The organism is Huintestinicola sp. (assembly GCF_050874005.1).
In the GTDB taxonomy this organism is placed as follows: Bacteria; Bacillota; Clostridia; order Oscillospirales; family Ruminococcaceae; genus Huintestinicola.
The window spans coordinates 1-19,073 of record NZ_JBNMJV010000042.1 but is presented as its reverse complement, the minus strand read 5'-3'; the positions used below and the strand labels follow the sequence as shown (position 1 = coordinate 19,073).

Annotated in this window: 13 protein-coding genes, 2 tRNA genes and 1 other RNA gene; 7 read left to right on the top strand and 9 right to left on the bottom strand. The window is 48.3% G+C overall.

The window, feature by feature from the left end; all coding sequences use genetic code 11:
• Positions 1 to 816: 816 nt before the first annotated feature.
• The 5 genes from ACR0QN_RS11850 to ACR0QN_RS11830 all read left to right on the top strand — a co-directional run bounded on the left by ACR0QN_RS11850 (position 817) and on the right by ACR0QN_RS11830 (position 7,082).
• Positions 817 to 2,508: a M3 family oligoendopeptidase gene (locus ACR0QN_RS11850; RefSeq protein WP_432651420.1), complete on the top strand. Its 1,692-nt coding sequence runs from the start codon at positions 817 to 819 to the stop codon at positions 2,506 to 2,508.
• A gap of 101 nt (positions 2,509 to 2,609) precedes the next feature.
• Positions 2,610 to 3,797 carry a DUF6688 domain-containing protein gene (locus ACR0QN_RS11845; protein ID WP_432651419.1) on the top strand — a complete coding sequence of 396 codons (1,188 nt, stop codon included), beginning with the start codon at positions 2,610 to 2,612 and terminating at the stop codon, positions 3,795 to 3,797.
• 4 nt (positions 3,798 to 3,801) lie between these two features.
• On the top strand, positions 3,802 to 5,190 hold the full coding sequence (locus ACR0QN_RS11840; protein WP_432651418.1) for a Sapep family Mn(2+)-dependent dipeptidase: 1,389 nt from the start codon (positions 3,802 to 3,804) through the stop codon (positions 5,188 to 5,190).
• A 115-nt stretch (positions 5,191 to 5,305) separates the two neighbouring features.
• Positions 5,306 to 5,719: a hypothetical protein gene (locus ACR0QN_RS11835; RefSeq protein WP_432651417.1), complete on the top strand. Its 414-nt coding sequence runs from the start codon at positions 5,306 to 5,308 to the stop codon at positions 5,717 to 5,719.
• A complete protein-coding gene (locus tag ACR0QN_RS11830; RefSeq protein ID WP_432651416.1) occupies positions 5,706 to 7,082 on the top strand; it encodes a hypothetical protein in 1,377 nt (458 codons plus the stop codon). The genes ACR0QN_RS11835 and ACR0QN_RS11830 overlap by 14 nt, the downstream gene beginning before the upstream one ends.
• 84 nt (positions 7,083 to 7,166) lie before the next feature.
• Here the strand turns inward: ACR0QN_RS11830 and ACR0QN_RS11825 are convergent, their stop codons facing one another.
• Positions 7,167 to 9,137: a protein kinase domain-containing protein gene (locus tag ACR0QN_RS11825; protein WP_432651415.1), complete on the bottom strand. Its 1,971-nt coding sequence runs from the start codon at positions 9,135 to 9,137 to the stop codon at positions 7,167 to 7,169.
• Between the two features lie 448 nt (positions 9,138 to 9,585).
• Positions 9,586 to 11,397: a glycoside hydrolase family 5 protein gene (locus ACR0QN_RS11820; protein ID WP_432651414.1), complete on the bottom strand. Its 1,812-nt coding sequence runs from the start codon at positions 11,395 to 11,397 to the stop codon at positions 9,586 to 9,588.
• A gap of 334 nt (positions 11,398 to 11,731) precedes the next feature.
• Here ACR0QN_RS11820 and ACR0QN_RS11815 point away from each other — a divergent pair, with 334 nt between their 5' ends.
• A complete protein-coding gene (locus ACR0QN_RS11815; protein ID WP_432651413.1) occupies positions 11,732 to 13,810 on the top strand; it encodes an elongation factor G in 2,079 nt (692 codons plus the stop codon).
• A gap of 290 nt (positions 13,811 to 14,100) precedes the next feature.
• Positions 14,101 to 14,826 (top strand): hypothetical protein, encoded by a 726-nt coding sequence (locus tag ACR0QN_RS11810; protein WP_432651412.1) that lies wholly within the window; start codon positions 14,101 to 14,103, stop codon positions 14,824 to 14,826.
• A 108-nt stretch (positions 14,827 to 14,934) separates the two neighbouring features.
• Here ACR0QN_RS11810 and ACR0QN_RS11805 read toward each other — a convergent pair.
• The 7 genes from ACR0QN_RS11805 to ffs all read right to left on the bottom strand — a co-directional run bounded on the left by ACR0QN_RS11805 (position 14,935) and on the right by ffs (position 19,047).
• Positions 14,935 to 15,010, bottom strand: a tRNA-Gln gene (locus ACR0QN_RS11805).
• A gap of 5 nt (positions 15,011 to 15,015) precedes the next feature.
• Positions 15,016 to 15,090: transfer RNA gene (locus ACR0QN_RS11800), tRNA-Gln, on the bottom strand.
• A gap of 142 nt (positions 15,091 to 15,232) precedes the next feature.
• Complete coding sequence (recR, locus tag ACR0QN_RS11795; RefSeq protein WP_432651411.1) at positions 15,233 to 15,844, bottom strand: recombination mediator RecR; 612 nt, start codon at positions 15,842 to 15,844, stop codon at positions 15,233 to 15,235.
• 68 nt (positions 15,845 to 15,912) lie between these two features.
• Positions 15,913 to 16,260 carry a YbaB/EbfC family nucleoid-associated protein gene (locus tag ACR0QN_RS11790; protein ID WP_432651410.1) on the bottom strand — a complete coding sequence of 116 codons (348 nt, stop codon included), beginning with the start codon at positions 16,258 to 16,260 and terminating at the stop codon, positions 15,913 to 15,915.
• A gap of 86 nt (positions 16,261 to 16,346) precedes the next feature.
• Positions 16,347 to 17,969, bottom strand: coding sequence for a DNA polymerase III subunit gamma/tau (dnaX, locus tag ACR0QN_RS11785; RefSeq protein ID WP_432651409.1), 1,623 nt, complete (start codon positions 17,967 to 17,969; stop codon positions 16,347 to 16,349).
• A 35-nt stretch (positions 17,970 to 18,004) separates the two neighbouring features.
• Positions 18,005 to 18,907, bottom strand: coding sequence for a tetratricopeptide repeat protein (locus ACR0QN_RS11780; protein ID WP_432651408.1), 903 nt, complete (start codon positions 18,905 to 18,907; stop codon positions 18,005 to 18,007).
• A 41-nt stretch (positions 18,908 to 18,948) separates the two neighbouring features.
• An RNA gene (ffs, locus tag ACR0QN_RS11775) (signal recognition particle sRNA small type) lies at positions 18,949 to 19,047 on the bottom strand.
• Between the last annotated feature and the right edge of the window lie 26 nt (positions 19,048 to 19,073).

Genomic DNA, 19,073 nt, shown 5'->3' with positions numbered 1-19,073 from the left:
TAATTGATAACTTGATTCTCATTGCCGGTCATCTCACTGTTCACGCTCGTAAGCTCCGTCTTGCTCTTGGAAGATGCAATGCTTGGATTCAGACCTTCTTAAGACTTTCGGCAGCGTTTTGAGTTTTGCGGAATCAGGTTTTGTTCAAACTTTTTTACCACGACACCTCTTCTCTATAATTTCCAGTATATCGGTGTGGGGCATATGCCTATGCAGTTTAGGTCTACGGATTTGAGGCGTTCAAAAGAACAAATCCACACCACAAGTCTAAACTGAATGGACATATGCTCCATAACATAAAATGGGGAACCGCAAAAAAGCAATGACGAGGTGAAAAGACCCGAACAAAACCAAACAAAGAACTTTGACGGAGAAATCAAAGCACAACTGTAAAAATGCGGAAAGGGGGAGAGGTAAGGGAAAGGGAGTGTGAAACCAAAGGTTTCTGAGGGAAAACCTAAAGGGGAGGGGGGAAGTCCGCATTTTTGTTGGGTTTTCTTTTTCCCCCTCCCCTTAGGTTGTCCCTTTGTATCCCCCACAATTTAACTGATTTTATCATAAGTCCTATTCCGCAGGAATCATTACAAAATAAACAGCTCGATATATTACGATTTTCCTACTATTTCCCTCCCACTCCCAAAATCAATTATAGCACAAGCATTCCTAAATGTCAAGTGCTATTCAGAAAATTTGTTTCATCTCATAAAAACATAAGTTTTATTTTGCGCAAAATAATAACTATTGACTAATTCTCCGAATAGAGGTAAAATATATAATATATGAAACAAAAATCAGCAGGAAAAGGAGCAAGCGACTATGAAATTTTCCGAAATGAACTACACCCGACCCGATATGAACGAGCTGAAAGCCGCCGCCGAAAAAGCCGCAGCAGGCATTGCAAATGCAGCTTCAGCCGAAGAAGCAGCCGAAGCCTACCTTGCGTGGGATAAAACAGGCGGCAGCTATAATACAATGTACAGCCTCTGCTATATCCGCCACACCATCAACACCGAGGACAAATTCTACAGCGACGAAAACGAGTTTTTCGACAATTCAAACCCCACCTTCACCGAGTACGGTCAGTCCGTAGCAAAAGCACTTGCCGAAAGTAAATTCCGCCCAGAGCTTGAGAAAAAGTTCGGCAGAGTGATGTTTATAAATACCGACATATTCCTTAAAAGCTTCTCCCCCGAAATAATCCCCGAAATGCAGGAGGACAATAAGCTTACCACCGAGTACGAAAAGCTCATAGCTTCCGCTCAGATAGATTTTGACGGTAAAAAGCTGACCCTCTCCCAGCTCACCCCCTATAAGCAGTCTCCCGACGACGATATCCGCCATAAAGCCTGGGCAGCCGAAAGCGGCTTCTACAAGGAGCACGAATCGGAGCTTGACCGCATATACGACGACCTTGTACGTGTGCGAAATGCCGAAGCCGTAAAAATGGGCTTTGAAAATTACGTCCCTCTCGGATATCTCAATATGTGCCGCAACAGCTATACCGCCGAGGACGTGTCCAAATTCAGAGAAGCAGTTGTCAAATATATGGTCCCCGCCGCCGACAGGCTCTACAGAGAGCAGGCAGAGCGCCTTGGTGTAAAATATCCCCTTAAATACGCCGACACCCCCGTTGCCTACCGTGACGGCAACGCCGTTCCCAAAGGCACTCCCCAGGATATCCTGGAAGCGGGCAGACGCTTTTACCATAACCTCTCCCCCCTCACCGCCGAGTTTTTCGACTTTATGATGGATAACGAGCTTATGGACGTCCTCAGCCGCAAGGGCAAGGCAGCAGGAGGCTACTGCACCGAGCTTACCGATTTCGAGTCACCCTTTATCTTTGCAAACTTCAACGGCACCCAGGGAGATGTGGAGGTCATAACCCACGAAGCAGGCCACGCCTTTGCCGCATATGTTAACCGCCATAAACGCCCCACCGACAATCAGCTCCCCACTCTCGAAAGCTGCGAGATACATTCAATGACAATGGAATTTTTCGGATGGGCAAGCGCCGAGGACTTTTTCGGTGAGGGTGCGCAGAAATTCTGCCGCAAGCACCTTGAGGACGCCATAAAATTCATTCCCTACGGCACAATGGTGGACCATTTCCAGCACATCGTCTACGAAAATCCGAAAATGACTCCCGAGGAGCGCATTGGAGAGTGGAAAAAGCTGACAGCGATCTATATGCCCTGGATAGACTTAGACGGCAGCCCCTTCTACGGCGAGGGCAGAGCGTGGCAGAGACAGACTCACATTTATGAACGCCCCTTCTATTACATTGATTACTGCCTTGCCCAGACCGTTGCCCTCCAGTTCTGGGCAGTAATGCAGCGAGACAGAAAGGAAGCCTTTGAGCGTTATATGAAGCTTGTCAGCCTCGGCGGAGAAGAGACCTTTGACGGACTTGTTGCCGCCGCAGGACTTGACACGCCATTCGGAGACAAGGCGCTTAAAACCGTAGCCGAAGCGGCTCAGAACTGGCTCGACAATAATCCCATAAAATAAAGCCGTTTCCTTATCTCAATAATATTATATCGAAATTCAATAAAAATCTCTTGACATTTGATAATGGGTATGATATTATAGAGAAAAAGGAGGAATGACCTGTGGAATTTTTTGACACTTTGCTTGAAATGGCAGCACACGTGCTTACGATGATGATCTTTTTTGCGGCGATGTTTATCTGCTTCATTTTCCCGATAATATTAACGGTGAAAAACATCATTCATCTCGTAAAGAAAGATGTTCCCCAAAATAAAAAGCAGAGGTGTACCGTCATCACAATGGTGACGGGTATCCTGCTCAGCGCATTTGATATCGCTTTAATAAGCAGCTACAAGTGGGACGAACCTGTGGTGATAAATGAGCCAAGTGAACTCACAAGTCTCCACGAGCCATTTTCCTCCGATTATGCCCTGTCCCTGTTCCTGTTTGCCCTTGCGGCGGCGGTATGCCTTGTTATTTTGAGCCGCAGAAAGATCCTGCCGCCCCTCGCCGCCGTATTATGCGTAAGCGGCGTTTACGGCGGGATAATTCTCAGCCTGTTCTATGTATCACAGCTTTCGGTAAATCTGCTGAATTCTGACGATGTATGTTTTCTTGCAATACCCTATCTGATCTTGTTCAGCGTAAACTACATCATCATATCCGCACGTGTCATAAGGGAAACAATACTTCTCTACACCGCCCATTTCCGTGAAAATGACATCGAGCCGAAAAATACCCTTGACAGACATCTTAGGAAAATTCTGGAAAAATCCGCAGGCTGGATATGGTTCCCCCTGCTTGGCATAATACCCATAACGGGACTGCTTATTATCCTCTGCATACTTTTCGGACAGGGACCTTTTGGCATTATCAAAGCCTTTACCGAGACCTCCGACTGGGCATATTCAACAATGATATCGCCGCCCCCGATCGAGTATGAGGGACACTACCTCTGCACCGTAGCGGTAAACGGTCACGAAAAAGTGGTAAAGCCCACCCGTCTGGGAATTCGTCACGGAGTAAAAATCGGTGTTAACCGCCAGCTCTGCGTGGCAAATGCATTTGAGCAGCTTATCGAGGACAAAGCCCCCCGTTTTCACAAATGGGTGCGGCACGTTTACGACAAATACGGCTATCCCATATCAAAACACATCACCACAAAGCTTCGTGCCGACCTTGTATACATCGCAATGAAGCCCCTTGAGTGGCTTTTCCTCATCACATTGTACCTTTTTGACAATGACCCCGAGAGCCGCATAGCGGTTCAGTACACAGGCAGGCACGTCAGAGAATTTATGAAAGGATAATTTTATGATAAACGAACTTTCCAAAAAAGCCCCCGAATACACAGACAGCGCAGTAAAGCTTCTCTCCGAACTCATAAGCTTCAAAAGCGTAATGGGTGAGCCCCGAGAAAATATGCCCTACGGCAAAGAATGCGCCGACTGCCTTGCATTTGCGGCAAAGACCCTTTCGGAAGATGGCTTCAAGGTGAGAAATTTCGACAACCACGCCATAACCGCAGATTTCGGGGAGGGCGAAGCGGAGCTTGGCATTTTGTGTCACCTTGATGTTGTCCCCACCGAGGGACAGGAATGGCACTCCGACCCCTTTAAAGCGGAAGTGCGTGAGGGCAGAGTTTACGGCAGAGGAGCAATTGACGACAAAGGTCCTGCCGCCGCCGTAATCACCGCAATGCGAATGATACGTGACAGCGGGATAAAGCTTCGCAGAAATTTCCGTCTTATCCTGGGCAGCAACGAGGAAAACGGCTCTGCGGATATGGAATACTACACCAAAAAGGAAAAATTCCCCCCAATGCTTTTCACCCCCGACGGCAGCTTTCCCGTTATAAACATTGAAAAGGGAATGATACGCCTTGGAATATCGGGCAGCTATACCTCGGGAAATAAAGCTCTCCTGTCACTCAAAGGCGGCAGCGTTGCAAATGCCGTTCCCGAAAGAGCGGAAGCTATTGTTTCGGGCTTTGAAGCAGAAGAAATCGTTGAGATATTCAAAGACTATGAACTGAGCGGGATTATACTTGCAGTAGAAAAATATGATAATCATACTGTACGTATAAAAGCAAAGGGCAAAGGCGCCCACGCCTCCACCCCCGAACAGGGCAAAAACGCCCTTACTGCCCTTATCACCCTGCTGTCAAAGCTCCCCTTTGACGGGGATATTTCCGAAAAGCTTGCGGCTTTATCAGGGCTTTATCCCTACGGTGACAGCGAGGGCAAGGGCATAGGAGTAAGCTGCTCGGACGAGCTTTCGGGAGCGCTGACCCTTGTTCTCAGCCTTGCAGACTGTCACGACGGAAAAATATCCTTTATGACCGACTGCCGCTTCCCCGTTTGCAGGCGCAGCTCGGACCTTATCCCCGTAATGACCGAAAAGCTCACACAGGCAGGACTTTCGGGCAATGCATCACTTGTAAGCGAACCTCACCACGCCGATGAAAACAGCGAAATGATAAAGACCCTTCTATCCGTTTACGAAGACTGCACAGGCAAAAAGGGCAAATGCATAGCCATCGGCGGCGGCACCTATGTCCACGACACGGAAAACGGCGTTGCATTCGGCGCGGAGTGGAGCGATGAGAACAATATGCACGGTGCCAATGAGTTCATTGGCATAGACGAGCTTACAAAGGACATTGAAATATACTGCAAAGCCATACTTCGGCTTTGTATGTGAAAGAGAGGCAATGTTTGAAAATCAAAGATTTTCAAACCGAGTTTTGTTTTTCGGACTGCCGTCCGAAATTTTCTTACGAAAACCACAAAACTCTCAAGAAAGGAATGGTTATTAAATGGGTTCATCAGCCTCAAAATATTTTGAGATACCGAAATTCTTCGTGTTCGGAGAAAAGGGCATATTCACAGGCAGCGCCTCCGAAAAGGATATGAACTACAAGGTAGTTCCGAACTGCCCCAAGGAAGGGGACAAGACCCTGAGAGCATATATCTGGTCGGGCAGGAACTGCATTGACAAGTCGGAAAATGTAGAAATGAGAGAGTTCCCCCTTTCCGAAGAGGGACACGCCGAAATGCTTAAATGGCTTGAGGAGGAATATCTCAGCCGTGAGACCGTCCCCACCTATATTGACAAGCAGAGAGCCTACAAGGAGCTTGTCTGCGACGAATATCTTGACCTTGACGATTATCTTAACGACCCCGAAAGGATAAAGGAGAGGGTGAAGAGAGAAGAGAATGACCAAAAGTGAATTCAGACAGCTTTTAGAAAGCGGCTACGGCAGCGCGCTCATCTTTCTGAAAAACTGTAACGCTCCGATGGAATATGCCCGTCAGATAGAATACTGCTGCACCCACAATACCTGCTTTGATATGCAGTGCGAGGGCGACAGGGCAGATTATCTTTTCGAGGCAATTTGTCTCACGGGGCAGGAGTCCTATTTTCTGGAAAGCATAATGCGCCGCCTTGAATATGAGCGGAATTTAGACGACTGGGAATGTCAGCAGATGATATCCATTCTTGTGCTGTACCGGAGAAAGGGATATTCCGGGGCGGCAGAGTTTCTTGACCGTCTCTATGAACGAAAGCTCAGCGAGCTTTCCACGGGAAAGATGCACCCCAACCGTTTCCGCAGAGACGGTTTTGAAAATCTCTGTACCGTTCTGTCAGACGAGGACGAAAGCTATTTCGTGAGAACGGTGAAAAACGTAGGAAAATATCTGACCGAATATCCAAATTCGGATATGTTCAGCCTTGAATATTTTTATATGCGTTTTCTGCGTGACAAAGGTAAAGAGTATTCACGAAAGCTTCTGAAAGATGTTCCGAGGGAATATGTGAGAGCCTTTGATAATGCATTTTATGACCCCGAGCATTTTCTTTTCAGAAGATACCCAAAAAACAAGCCTGCAAAACGTCCCCGTCCAAGCTTTGACCGCCTTATGGAATGTCTTAACGGAGACGAGGATATAAGAAAAAAGCAGCTGATGACAAGGCTCTTTGCCAAAGCCGCCGATGAAGCTGATCTGAAAAGGCTTGCAGAGCTTATGCTGTCCGAGAAGGACGGAGAAAAGCAGCTTATTATGCTTGGAGCCTTTATTTTCAGACCCTTTCCCCTTGACAGCGGCAAGCTTTTCCGTATGTATGACAGCGGCAGCGAGGAGCTTCGTGAGAAGCTTTTCTATGTAATGTGCAAGATTTCCGATAATGAGGAGCTTGTGAAAAAATATGCGGCAGAGGAGCTTTCAAAGCTTCCCGAAAATGCAGACTCGGAGCTTATGGCTGCGGCTCTGGACGCATACATCTCAAAGGCAAAGGGAGAAGATGTAAAATATCTGCTGTCCGTTCTTGAAAACGCGGTTTTTGACGAAGGGCAGCTTCATATGCTTTACAGAGATATAGAAAAGGCTTTCAGACGCTATCCCACACGAAAGGCAAAGGAAATACTTGCGTACATATATTCCCGAATGAGCTGCACCTTTTGCAGGTATTATGTTATAAAAGCAATGTCAAAGTGCCGCTGTCTTTCGGATAAAATACTTGAAGAAGCCTGTTATGACGCCAATCCCGATACAAGGGCATATGCCGAAAAGCTTTTAGCAAGACGCAAATAAAACACCGCCGCCCGAGGATATATCTCTTTCCTCGGGCGGCGGCATATTTTTCCGTTTTGTATCTTTCTTTTGTTCAGCACAAGCTTAATAATCCAGCGAAATGGTGATATCGGGCTCGTCGGTGAGCACCGGGGCAGCGGGCTGGGACTCGGTAACGGTGGTTATCTCGGGAATGGAGGTAGTCACCCACGCCGAAGAGAACTCCGTGGTAGTTTCGGTGGTAGTAACGGTTGTTTCGGAGGGAGCCGTGTTGTCGGGATTTACCGCAACGAAAACGGATAATACCTCGCCTGCTTCCAGGTCGATATATTCGCCCGGCTCAATGCTGATCCAGGCAACATAATCGTTAAGTGTGTTGTCGGTCTCGTAGGGCTTTTCCTCGTACTTTATTCCGTTTGCGTTGAGGATATCGAAATAATCCTTCTTGTTCAGTCCGAAGAACTCAGGAACCACGACCTTTGCGGGACCCATACTTATTTTCAGAGTGACCTCGGTGCCCTTTTCGTAGTTAGAACCCTTTTCTATTGACTGCGCAAAAATAATGCCCTTTTCGTACTCGTCGGTGTAAATATACTCGGGGATAATGGTGAGATTTTCATTAGCGGAGGAGTTTTTCACCGTATCAAAATTCTTGCCTACCAGGTCATTCATAATGTAGACCGTAGCACCGGGCTTGATGGTAGTCTGCTCGGAGGTGCCGTCGGAAACGGAGCCTGTCTCAATGACCGCAAGAGTGGGGAGAGTGGAAGGGTCTGCCGCTTCTGCAGATGATGCTGGAAGAGAAGTGGTAACAATTTCGCCGCTCTCGTCGGTAACAGGCATAGTTTCGGTATCGGGAAAAGTTTCGGGAGTGGTCGCCTGAGTGATGGCGTTTGTTATCTGGCTGCTGTTGTCGTCAAGGGTCATCATAAGCACAGCCATACCCGTAAATGCCACAATACAGGTAACAATTGCAGCAATAGCGAATACCTTTCGTCTGCTCATACGGTCATTTTTTTTGACAGGTCTCGGCTCGGGAGCGGGACCCTTTGTGCTGTGCTGCTTCGGGATAGAAATGGTCTGGGTCTGAGCCGCAGGACGGGGCTTATTGAACTCAGGCTCCTCGAAAAGCTGGGTAACAAGCTCTGTCACCGTCTGTATGCGAAGCTCACCCGAAAGGCTCATTCCGTTCATAATGACCTTCGATACATTTGCGGGAATATTGTTGTTAAGGCTCTTAGGCGGCAGGAGCGTGTCGTTTGCAAGGCGCTCCATAGCATTTGTGGGGGTGGTGCCTGTGAGAATACGGTACAGCAGGGCACATATGCCGTAAACGTCCGTCCAGGTACCCTGCCAGTTGCTTGAGCTGTACTGCTCGGGAGCGGCATATCCGCTGTATACCTCGGAGGCAAGCTCCGTGTTGGCAGTTCGTGCGTCGGCAATGCAGAAGCCTATGAGCTTCAGCTCGCCCTTTTCGTCAACTATTATATTTTCGGGAGAAATGCCCCTGTGGACAAGTCCTGCATTATGGATAAGGGAAAGGGTGGTGAATATGGGGGGGAACATTTTCTTGACCTCGTCCCAGGTAAGCTCGCCTGCGTGCTCCTTGAGATATTTGGCAAGGTTCATTCCCTCGATGTATCTGAAGACCACATATCCCGTGTTGTTGTCCCCGAACATATCAATAGCGGGGTTGATGTGACCGAGAGTCCTCATTTTGGCGAGCATTTTGTTAAGCTCCACAAATTCGGACATAAACGCCTTGTACTGAGCAACGCAGTTCTGCTTAACGGCAATAACGCTGCTGTCCTTTGCACGGCTGCACAGGGTATCGGGCATATATTCACGTATAGTGACCTTTGAAGATGTAACTGTATCAAATCCTATGTAGTCGGCGCCCTCGCCGTTGAAGCGCAGGAGCTTTCCCACAATGTATCTGTCGTTCAGAAAGGTCCCGGGAGACAGATATTCGGGCAGAGACGGAACATCGGGAGAATATCCGCAAAGGGGACATACGCCTTCCGAGTCCTTCGGCTCCATACAGCCCATACAAAGTTTTAAGTTATATTCAGCCAAAGCCCGGCAGCTCCTTTCGGATAATTATCATACATACAGGAGGACATTACGCACTCCCGCAATAATATAATATCAGCCTAAAAGCTTTATGTCAATGGTTTTTCCCGAATTGTCAGCCTTTTGTTTTCATCATTTAATCTTTTGCCTTGATTTTGATACCATTTTGTTTTCGCTTTGTAACCTTTGAATAAATTTGTACATATTTGGCGGGTGACGACCCGCAGCGAGACGTTCTATAGTATGTTTGGGCGGCAGACAGACGGCTCGGTAACGTTACAAATAAGCTGAGATGCAAATCGTAATTTGACGGGTGCTATCACCGCAATATTGTAGGGGCGGCTTTCCTACAAGGTTTTGGCGTTTATACCCGAAAAAACGATCCTCGGGCAAAAAAAGTTCTGCCGCATTTGTGTGCGGCAGAACGTGAGATAGATTTTCGTTTGATTTATCAGTCCGGAGCTTTTACTGTAAATGTCACGGAAATAGTCTTGACTCTCTTTCCCTCGGTAAGGGGCATTATCTGAGCGGAGCAGTCGGTCAGGTCTCCGTCGGCAGTTCTTGCCTCCCCGGGAACTGAGGATACCCAGCCGTTGTAGAGATTGACTCTTGTGCAGGTCCCGTCATCGGAGCAGGTGTAGCCCTTTCCTGCCATTTCATATGCTTCGCCGTTTATAAGTATCTCGTCAATGGTGTATGTGTATCCCGGGAAAAGCACCTCGCCGTTTGATATTCCCAGAGCGGAGAACGCCACGCCCTTTGCCAGTCCGCATTCGGAAAAGTCAAGGCTTACTGTGTATGTGCCCTCGCCTGTTATCTGAACATTCTCGGCTTTAAGTCCCGTAGTGCAGTTGGTGGGGTCATACTGGTCGCCAACGCTGTATGAAACGCCGTAGTCGCTTGAAGCGTACATTATCCAGGCAATAGCCATATCGTCTGCGGGGAGCAGGTCGATAGAATCCATCTGCTCCTCGGAAGCCTTCTGTGCCGCTTCGTCTATCCTTGCCTTTGCTTCGGACTTTACCGTTTCGGTGTCCTTGCTTTTCTCGTTTTCATATCTGCGTGAGGAGAATATTTCCGCAAGTGTCTCGTCGGCAAGAGTATTTGTAACTCTCTTATAGAAATTGCTGCAGTCCCAGAGAACGGGGCAGAAATCATAAAGGTCGCAGTTGTCAAGGAGATTGGAGTAGAATTTGTCCGTGTCGGGCTTGATGCCGCCGTTCTTCTTCATTACCGCATATTCGCCGATAACAACGCCATAGCCCTGTTCGGAAAATTTGGAAAGCTTCTCGAAAAGACCGTTCTGCTCATCAAGATCTCCGGGAGAGCCCCAATGGTCAACGCTCTCGGTCCCGCAGTAGTCCCAGGGAGTGTAGTAATGTACGGAAAGGAGCAGCTTGCTGTCAGCCGTGTCCTCGGGCATTTTGAAGCGGTCGTCGCAGGTAAGGGCAATGTCTGTATTGTAGCCTGCGATAAGCAGGAAACGGTCAGCATTGTTTCCGCCCTGAGAGCGGATAAGCTTAACAAACTCGCTGTTTATCATATTAGTCGTTTCATAGCATTCGCTCTTTGAAAGAACGCCCTCAGAGCCTGTGATATCCTTGTCATTTAAGCGGTCGCCCAGCTCCTCGTTTGCGGACTCGAAGATGAGCTTGTAGGAATAGTCTTTGAAATGCTCGCCTATCTGGCTCCACATTGACTTGTACATCTCAAGCGCCTTGTCTCTGGCCGCCTGCTCTTCGGAGCCGAACATTCCCCACCAGCCGCCGTCCCAATGGTCGTTGACGATAACGTACATATCTGCGTCAAGAGCATAGTTGACAACGGTCTCCACACGGTTCATAAGCCGTTCGTCGATGGTGTAGTCTCCCGACTCAAAGTTCATACCGTTTGTCCAGGCAACGGGTATTCTTATGGTGTCAAAGCCTGCGTCCTTCATACCCTGTATCATCTCGGCGGTGGTGTAGGGCTGACCCCAGCCTGTTTCAAAGCCGTCGGGGTTTGCGCCGCCCCTGTACCCTTGGTGATTGTAGGCTTCAAGGGTGTTGCCGAGGTTTATGCCGTTGCCCATTGCCCTTATCATTTCAAGAGACGTCATTGATCTTATTTTGTCCTCCTCCGGCGACAGGGACATCTGTGAAACAGATCCGGCAGATGTTTCTTCCGTTCCTGACGTATTGTTTTCTGCGGTCTTTCCGCAGCCTGCAAGCATTGAGAGCGCAAGCCCGATCGCAGCTGCAGATGATAACGTTTTCATTTTCATAGCTTTTTCCTCCTGAAATTTATTTGAATTTCCGAAATTAACTTCTTTAGCTATCTGCAACAATAATATCATACTTCTGCCGAAAAAACAAGGCTTTTTTTACAAATATTTTTGCACACACGGTAAATTTTCCCAAATATGCCCAAGGATATGGTCAATGTAAATAAAAACGGACATACAAATTTAAAGTTTCTGTACAAATTTATATCAAACTATTGCATTGCTTATACAAATGATATATAATATATATTGTAACAGCAAGGCAGATTGTGTAATTTGACAAGAAAGACCATTATCCGCCGATATACAAACTAAAGTTAGGAGCGAACACATTATGAACGACTACCGTGCAGAGAATATCAGAAATATTGCAATTGCAGGACACAGCGGCTCGGGTAAGACCACCCTTGCCGAAGCCCTTATCTATAAGGCAGGAGCTTCCGACCGTCTCGGAAAGACCTCCGACGGAAACACAGTATGCGACTACGACCCCGAGGAAATAAAGCGCAAGGCTTCTCTGGGCGCTTCGATCGCTTCCTTTGAATATAACGGCTTGAAGCTCAATCTCCTTGACGCACCGGGACTTTTCGACTTCGAGGCTGATATGCTTGAGGCTGTAAGAGCCGCAGACACAGTTATGATAACCGTTTCGGGCAAATCGGGCGTAAAAGTCGGCACAGAAAAGGCTTACAAGGCTGCACGCAAGGCAGGCAAGGCTACAATGTTCGTCATCACAAAGGTAGACGATCCCGACGCTAATTTCTATAACGTCCTCACCGACCTGAAAACCGTTTTCGGTCCTACAGTCTGCCCCGTTATCGTTCCCGTTATCAAGGACAGACAGGTTGTTTCCTACGTTAATCTCATTGAGATGAAGTGCTATAAATATGATGAAAACGGAAATGTCAGCGAGACGGAAATGCCCACCGCCGAAATTTCCGAGAAGATAGATTACCGTATGGACGGCCTTGTTGCCGCATTCTCCGAGGCTGTTGCCGAGACAGACGACGAGCTTATGGAAAAATTCTTCGAGGGCGAGGCTTTCACTCAGAAGGAGCTTGTAAAGGGCCTTCACGACGGTATGAACAAGGGCCTTATCACTCCTGTTGTATGCTGCTCTGATATCACAATGGGCTGCATTGATATGCTGCTCAAGGAAATATGCCTCCTTATGCCCTCTCCTGCGGATTGTCCTCCTGCTGTGGCATACTCGGGCGACGATATCGAGGAAATTGTCTGCACCGACGACGCTCCTCTCAGAGCATTCGTATTCAAGACCGTTGCAGACCAGTTTGTGGGCAAAATGTCCTGCATAAGAGTAATGAGCGGCGTTCTGAAGGCTAACACCGAGTACATAAATGCCACTACAGGCGAGCCTGAGAAGATAGGCAAGCTCTACACCCTCTGCGGCAAGAAGCAGACAGAGGTCACTTCCGTTGGCGCAGGCGATATCTGTGCGGCTGTCAAGATAGGCGCTGCCACCAATGACACCATCTGCGAGGGCAAGGCTGTTTCTCTCGACAAAATAGTATTCCCCAAGCCCTGCTACAAAATGGCTGTCAAGGCTAAGTCCCAGGGCGATGAAAGCAAGATAAGCTCCGCATTCGCAAGGCTCTGCGAGGAGGATCCCGCTCTGTCCTTTACACAGGACGCTTCCACAGGCGAATTTGTTATCGCAGGTCTGGGCGAGCAGCATATTGAAGTTGCTGCGGCAAAGCTCAAGAATAAATTCGGTGTTGACGCTGCTCTTGCCCCCGTCCGCATCGCATACAGGGAGACTATCCGCAAGAAGGTAAAGGCAGAGGGCAAGCACAAGAAGCAGTCGGGCGGCCACGGTCAGTACGGTCACGTATGGATCGAGTTTGAGCCTTGCCTCTCAGACGAGCTTGTATTTGAAGAAAAGGTATTCGGCGGAGCAGTTCCCAAGAATTTCTTCCCCGCAGTTGAAAAGGGACTCAGAGACTGTATGAATAAGGGCGTGCTGGCAGGCTGCCCCGTAACAGGCGTAAAGGCTATCCTTGTAGACGGCTCCTATCACCCCGTTGACAGCTCGGAAATGGCGTTCAAGACTGCTGCTTCCATCGCATTCAAGGAGGGTATGAAGCAGGCAGACCCCACAATACTCGAGCCTGTAGGCACTCTCAAGGCGCTTATCCCCAACGATAATACAGGCGATGTTATGGGCGATCTGAACAAGCGCAGAGGCAGAGTTCTCGGAATGAACCCTGCTGAGGAAAAGGGTATGACCGAGATAATTGCGGAAGTCCCCGAAAGAGAGATGCAGACCTTTACAATGCAGCTTCGTCAGATAACAAGAGGCAGAGGCAGCTTTGAGTTTGAATTTGTCCGCTATGAGCAGCTTCCCGCAAACCTTGTTTCAGACGTTATCCTTTCGCTGAACAGCGCTGAATAACAAATAGCTCGGCGGGGAGATCTTATACTGAACACATATTGGATTATGGTGATCTCTCGTTTTCTTCTCCATAATTCCGGTGGTGTTTGGTATAAGTTCCCCGCCTTTTTTGAAATATGAAGATGCATTTGTAGAATATACTAAAATATGTGATAAAAAATTGACAAATTAAAAATGTTCATTACTATTGACAAATCGGGGGATTTGTAATAAAATTATAGTGTGTGATTGCAGTATCGGACTGTGTCGCTATGAGAGAAAAGAAAAACAGAGAGAAAGATGGGTCGCTAATGAAAAAATTATTATCTGTCCTGCTGGCAGCTGCCGCAGCATTTACAATGAGCACCGCCGTTTATGCGGAGCCCGAAAAAACCGACAATCCGGGGGAAGCTACCATTACCTTTGACACCGACAAGTCACTTGAGTATATACATACCTTCGGAAACGCTTCCGATGCAGGACTTACTATGGAGCTTACGGAAAAGGACGCACTTTCGGGTAAGGCGTTAAAGCTCAGCGAAAGCTTCAAGGGCAATCTCAGCAACCGTTACGGCGGATTTTATCTTGACTCCGCTGATTTCGGACTCGACAGCTTCGGCGGTTATACTTTTAACATTTACATCAACGCTTCTGCCAAGGCTGCAAAGGCTACGGGTCAGTTTGAAATATTCACCGACGGAGCAGGCTGGCAGTCTGTGAACTTCCTTACAACAAACGCAGGCAGCTACAGAGTTGCTTCCATAACCATTCCCGCAAATTCCCAGAATACCAAGGTGGGTGTTTCCTTCCCCATAATCCAGGACTTTGAGGGAGAGCTTGGAATGTTCGATGACATCACCATTGTGGACAATTACGGCAAGACCATTGCCAACGTGGGCGATATCGACAATTCCCTTTATCAGGGACCAAGCGGATTTGTTTCCGTTATCACCACTATTTTGTTCATTCTTGTTATCCTTGCAGTAATTGCGGGCGTGGCATATTTCGTAATAAAGACTCTGAGAAAGTACAGATAAGATCAATATGTATATAAAAAACGACTGCTTTAAAGCGGTCGTTTTTTTTGCAAATTTGTATTTGTGGGGGAATAAATAAAAAAGCAGCCGATAAGATCGACTGCCTTTTGGTTGGGGTGCAGGGATTCGAACCCCGGAGATGCTTGAGTCAGAGTCAAGTGCCTTACCGCTTGGCTACACCCCAGTATTTGGTTGGGATAGCGGGATTTGAACCCACGAATGACGGAGTCAAAGTCCGTTGCCTTACCGCTTGGCTATATCCCAGTAACGGCATAAGGGCTTCAAGCTTATCGGTAACGTCCCTCGACGACTTTAATATCATACCACATTCTCACAGAAAAATCAATAGCTGTACGATAACTTTGTATATATGTACAAAAATATCTCACTATTTTAGCCATATCTGCTATATTTCGCTGCGATTTTCCAATGCTTTGAATAAAGTCACCTCGTCTGCAAACTCCAGAGTGCCGCCTATGGGCAGACCGAATGCCAGACGTGTTACCTTAACGCCCAAAGGCTTTAAAAGCTTTGAGATGTACATAGCGGTAGCCTCGCCTTCAACGGTGGGGTTTGTCGCCATAATGACTTCGTTCACGCCGCCCTTTTTTATCCTGTCAAGAAGCTCTTTTACCCTTATCTGCTCGGGAGTTACCCCGTCAAGAGGGGAGATAAGCCCGTGGAGCACGTGGTAAACGCCCTTGTACTCGTTTGTGCGCTCGAAAGCGGCGATATCCTTTGGTGTCTCCACCACGCAGATAACGGAAGCGTCACGCAGGTCGTCGGAGCATATGGGGCACACGCCGCTGTCGGTAAGGTTGCAGCAGATGCTGCACTCCTTTACCGTAGAATGGGCGTTGATGATAGCGTCGGCAAACTCTTTTGCTTCCTCGTCGCTCATTCCCATAACAAAATATGCCAGTCTCTGAGCTGTTTTCATACCAATGCCCGGGAGCTTTGCGAATTGCTCTGCAAGTAAAACGAGGGGGAGAGCGGTGCTGTTTGCCACGATTATCATACCTTTCAAGTGAAAAATCCGGCGGCATAACTGCCAATGCCGCCGTTTGTTTTTTTATAAGCTTGTTATCAGAAAAGACCGGGGAAGGAAACTCCGCCTGTTACAGCGCCCATCTTGGTCTCAGAAGTCTCTTCGATCTGCTTTACGCACTCGTTTACGGCGCTGATGATAAGATCCTGAAGGGTCTCAACATCGTCCTTGTCAACGACCTCGGGCTTGATGGTAAGGCTCTGTACCTGCTTTCTGCCGTTCATAGTGATCTCAACAACGCCGCCGCCTGTGGTAGCGGTAAAGGTCTCGTTCTCGATCTCCTCCTGAACATTGGTGATCTGCTCCTGCATTTTCTGAGCCTGACGGATCATATTCTGCATATTCTGAGCGCCGCCTGCCATACCCTGTGGTAATCTTGCTTTCATAATAGAAATCTCCTTTGAATTTTTATTTTCATTTAATTTATTAAACGGAAAACGCTGTAAAGTATTTTCCAGCTTCCGTTAAAAGCTTAGACCGTGTCGACGGGAATGCCGCTGTTCTCCGCCTTTTTAAGAAGCGTATCAAGCTTCTGTGCGGGAGCGGCTTCGGGTTTGATGTCAGCTTCAGGCTGCTTGTCTCCCGACCTGTCAAGGCTTGCTCTGTAGCCTGTGAGAACAGTAGAAAGGGTAACTCCCGTAATGTCCTTAACAGCCTCGAGTATCTTTGCCTTGTTTTCGGAGGATTTAAGGAGCACCTTGATAAGGTTTTCCCTGCTGTTTATGACAAGCTTTCCGCCCATACTGTAGCCGTAGGAATTAACAAGGGGGGGAGCCAGCGCAGGACAAAGTGTCTTCATACGCTCGATAACATCAAACCATTTGTCGATATAAACAAACTCCGCACCCTCGGGCGCTGCGGAAATATCCTTGACAGGCTCTCTCCGTGGAGGCACATTGCTTCTCTGCGGTTCTTTCGCCACAGGAACACCGCTTGCAAGCTTTCTTTCAAGCTCGGTGATCTTGGCGTTCAGAGCGGCGATCTCACCGCTGTTTGATGCCGTTTTGCTCTGAGCCGTGCCGCTGCACATTCTGATAACGCACATTTCCATATCAATGCGCTTTGCAAGGGACCTGCCCATACGCTCGGCGCAGGCGGAAAGAGCGTCAAGAAAGCCCAGCACCTGCTCCAAAGTAAGCTTTGAAGCTATCCTTTTTATGGTCTCAAGCTCCGAGGGCAGGCAAACGATAATGTTTGTGCGGTCGGGAGCCGAAATTGCTATCATCACATTGCGAAACTGCGCCGCCAGCTCTTCGCAGAGCCTCTGCATATCCTTTGAGCTGTCGTAAAGTGCGGAAATAATGTCAAGAGCCTTGGCAGGGTCTCTGTCGGCAATAGCTTCCGCAAGAGCGAAAAGCTGTTCTCTGCCTGCAATTCCCGCAGCTTCGGAAACCACCTCGGCGGTGACGTTCTCGGAAAATGCGATACATCTGTCAAGTATGGAAAGAGCGTCTCGCATACCGCCGTCTGCAGCCTTTGCGATAAGCTCGGCTCCGTCGTCTGTAAGGGTGATGTTCTCGTTCTGCGCCACGAATTTGAGCCTTGCGGCGATGTCCTCCGTCTTTATCCGCATAAAGTCAAAACGCTGACAGCGGGAAAGAATGGTGGGCAGCACCTTATGAAGCTCGGTGGTCGCCATAATGAATTTTATATGTGGGGGAGGCTCCTCGATAAGCTTCAGAAGGGCGTTGAATGCGTCCTTTGAGAGCATATGCACCTCGTCAATGATGTAAACCTTGTATCTGCACCGCTCGGGGGTGTACTCGGCGGCTTCACGAAGCTCTCTTGCGTCGTTTACCGAGCCGTTTGAAGCGGCGTCTATCTCGATTATATCGGAAAGAGCAAAATTATCGGCGTCACGGCATATATCGCATTTTCCGCAGGGACTGCCGTTAACGGGGTTTTCGCAGTTTAAAGCCTTGGCGAATATTCTCGCACAGGTGGTCTTGCCCGTTCCTCTTGAGCCTGTGAACAGATAGGCGTGAGCGGTCTTGCCGTTTATTATCTGATTTTTCAGGGTAGTGGTGATATGAGGCTGGGAAATAACGTCGTCAAAGGTGGTGGGGCGGTATTTCCGGTAAAGCGCCTGATACATTAAGCTCCTCCTTTCTGCGGAAGTTATGGGATAGCTTATGCCCTGTGATACTTTGCTTTAAGATGCTCCTCAAAAAAGTTTTCGGGGTAGCCGTTGGCGGCGCATATCTGGGCGCAGTAATCCTTGTAGCCTTCGGTATCGTTTATCCTTGCGATAAGGGCAAGGCGGTATCTCTCGCAGGCTTCGTCCTCCTTGCCCTCAAGGAGACTTACAAGAGCAAGTCCGCCGTGAGCCGTAACGGGGTCGAGACCGTATTCCACGGCTTTGTCAAAGGCTTCTCTGCTGTGAACGGGGTCGTTGGCGGAGAGGTACATTTTGCCGATCTCGTTGTATAAAAATGGAAATATGCCCCGTTCCTCGGCAATGGGCAGGAGCCTTTCATAGACCTCCGCCGCCGAAGAATAGCTTGCGGACATATTAAAGCTGCGGGCAGCCATAAGCAGGGACTCGGCAGTCTGAATGCCCTTGTCCGCCGCAATTACCGCCTGATGAGCGGCATTGGTGGAAAAGCCAAGGCGGTTATAGCATATCGCCGTATAAAACGCCAGTACTCCCTGTTCTCTGTCGGTAAGGTTTTTGCTGCAAAGCTCTCTGAAATACTCTAAAGCGTCCTCGTTCTCGTCATTGCGGAAAAGCTCAAAGCACTGATAAAACAGTCGCTTTTTCTCTCCCGAAGCAAATGCTTTTCCGATTACCTCCCTGTCGTAATCGGAAACAAAGTCCGAATTTATGCCGGGGAAAAACTTTAAAATGGCAATGATCACCTGAACGATAACCGAAGTGAGTATCATCACAGCGCCTGTGGTAATATGATCTGCATTGTTATCCGAAAAGCCCGAAGCCATAAGCAGTGCGGAGAGCAGCCATACGGCAAGCAGCCCTGCGGGAGCGGACTTTTCCAAAACGCCCCATAGACGGGACAAGAAAGTTTTTTTCACTTAAAAACTACAACTCCTAAAAAGCAAAAATCCGATACATAGGTGTGCAGGCTTGCTGCGGCACACGAAACGTACCGCTTAATGCTGCTCGGTTCCCCGCCTGACATGGTTCACGGTGTTTTGTTGCACAGGGCCCGCACACCTATATATCGGATTGCGACCATCT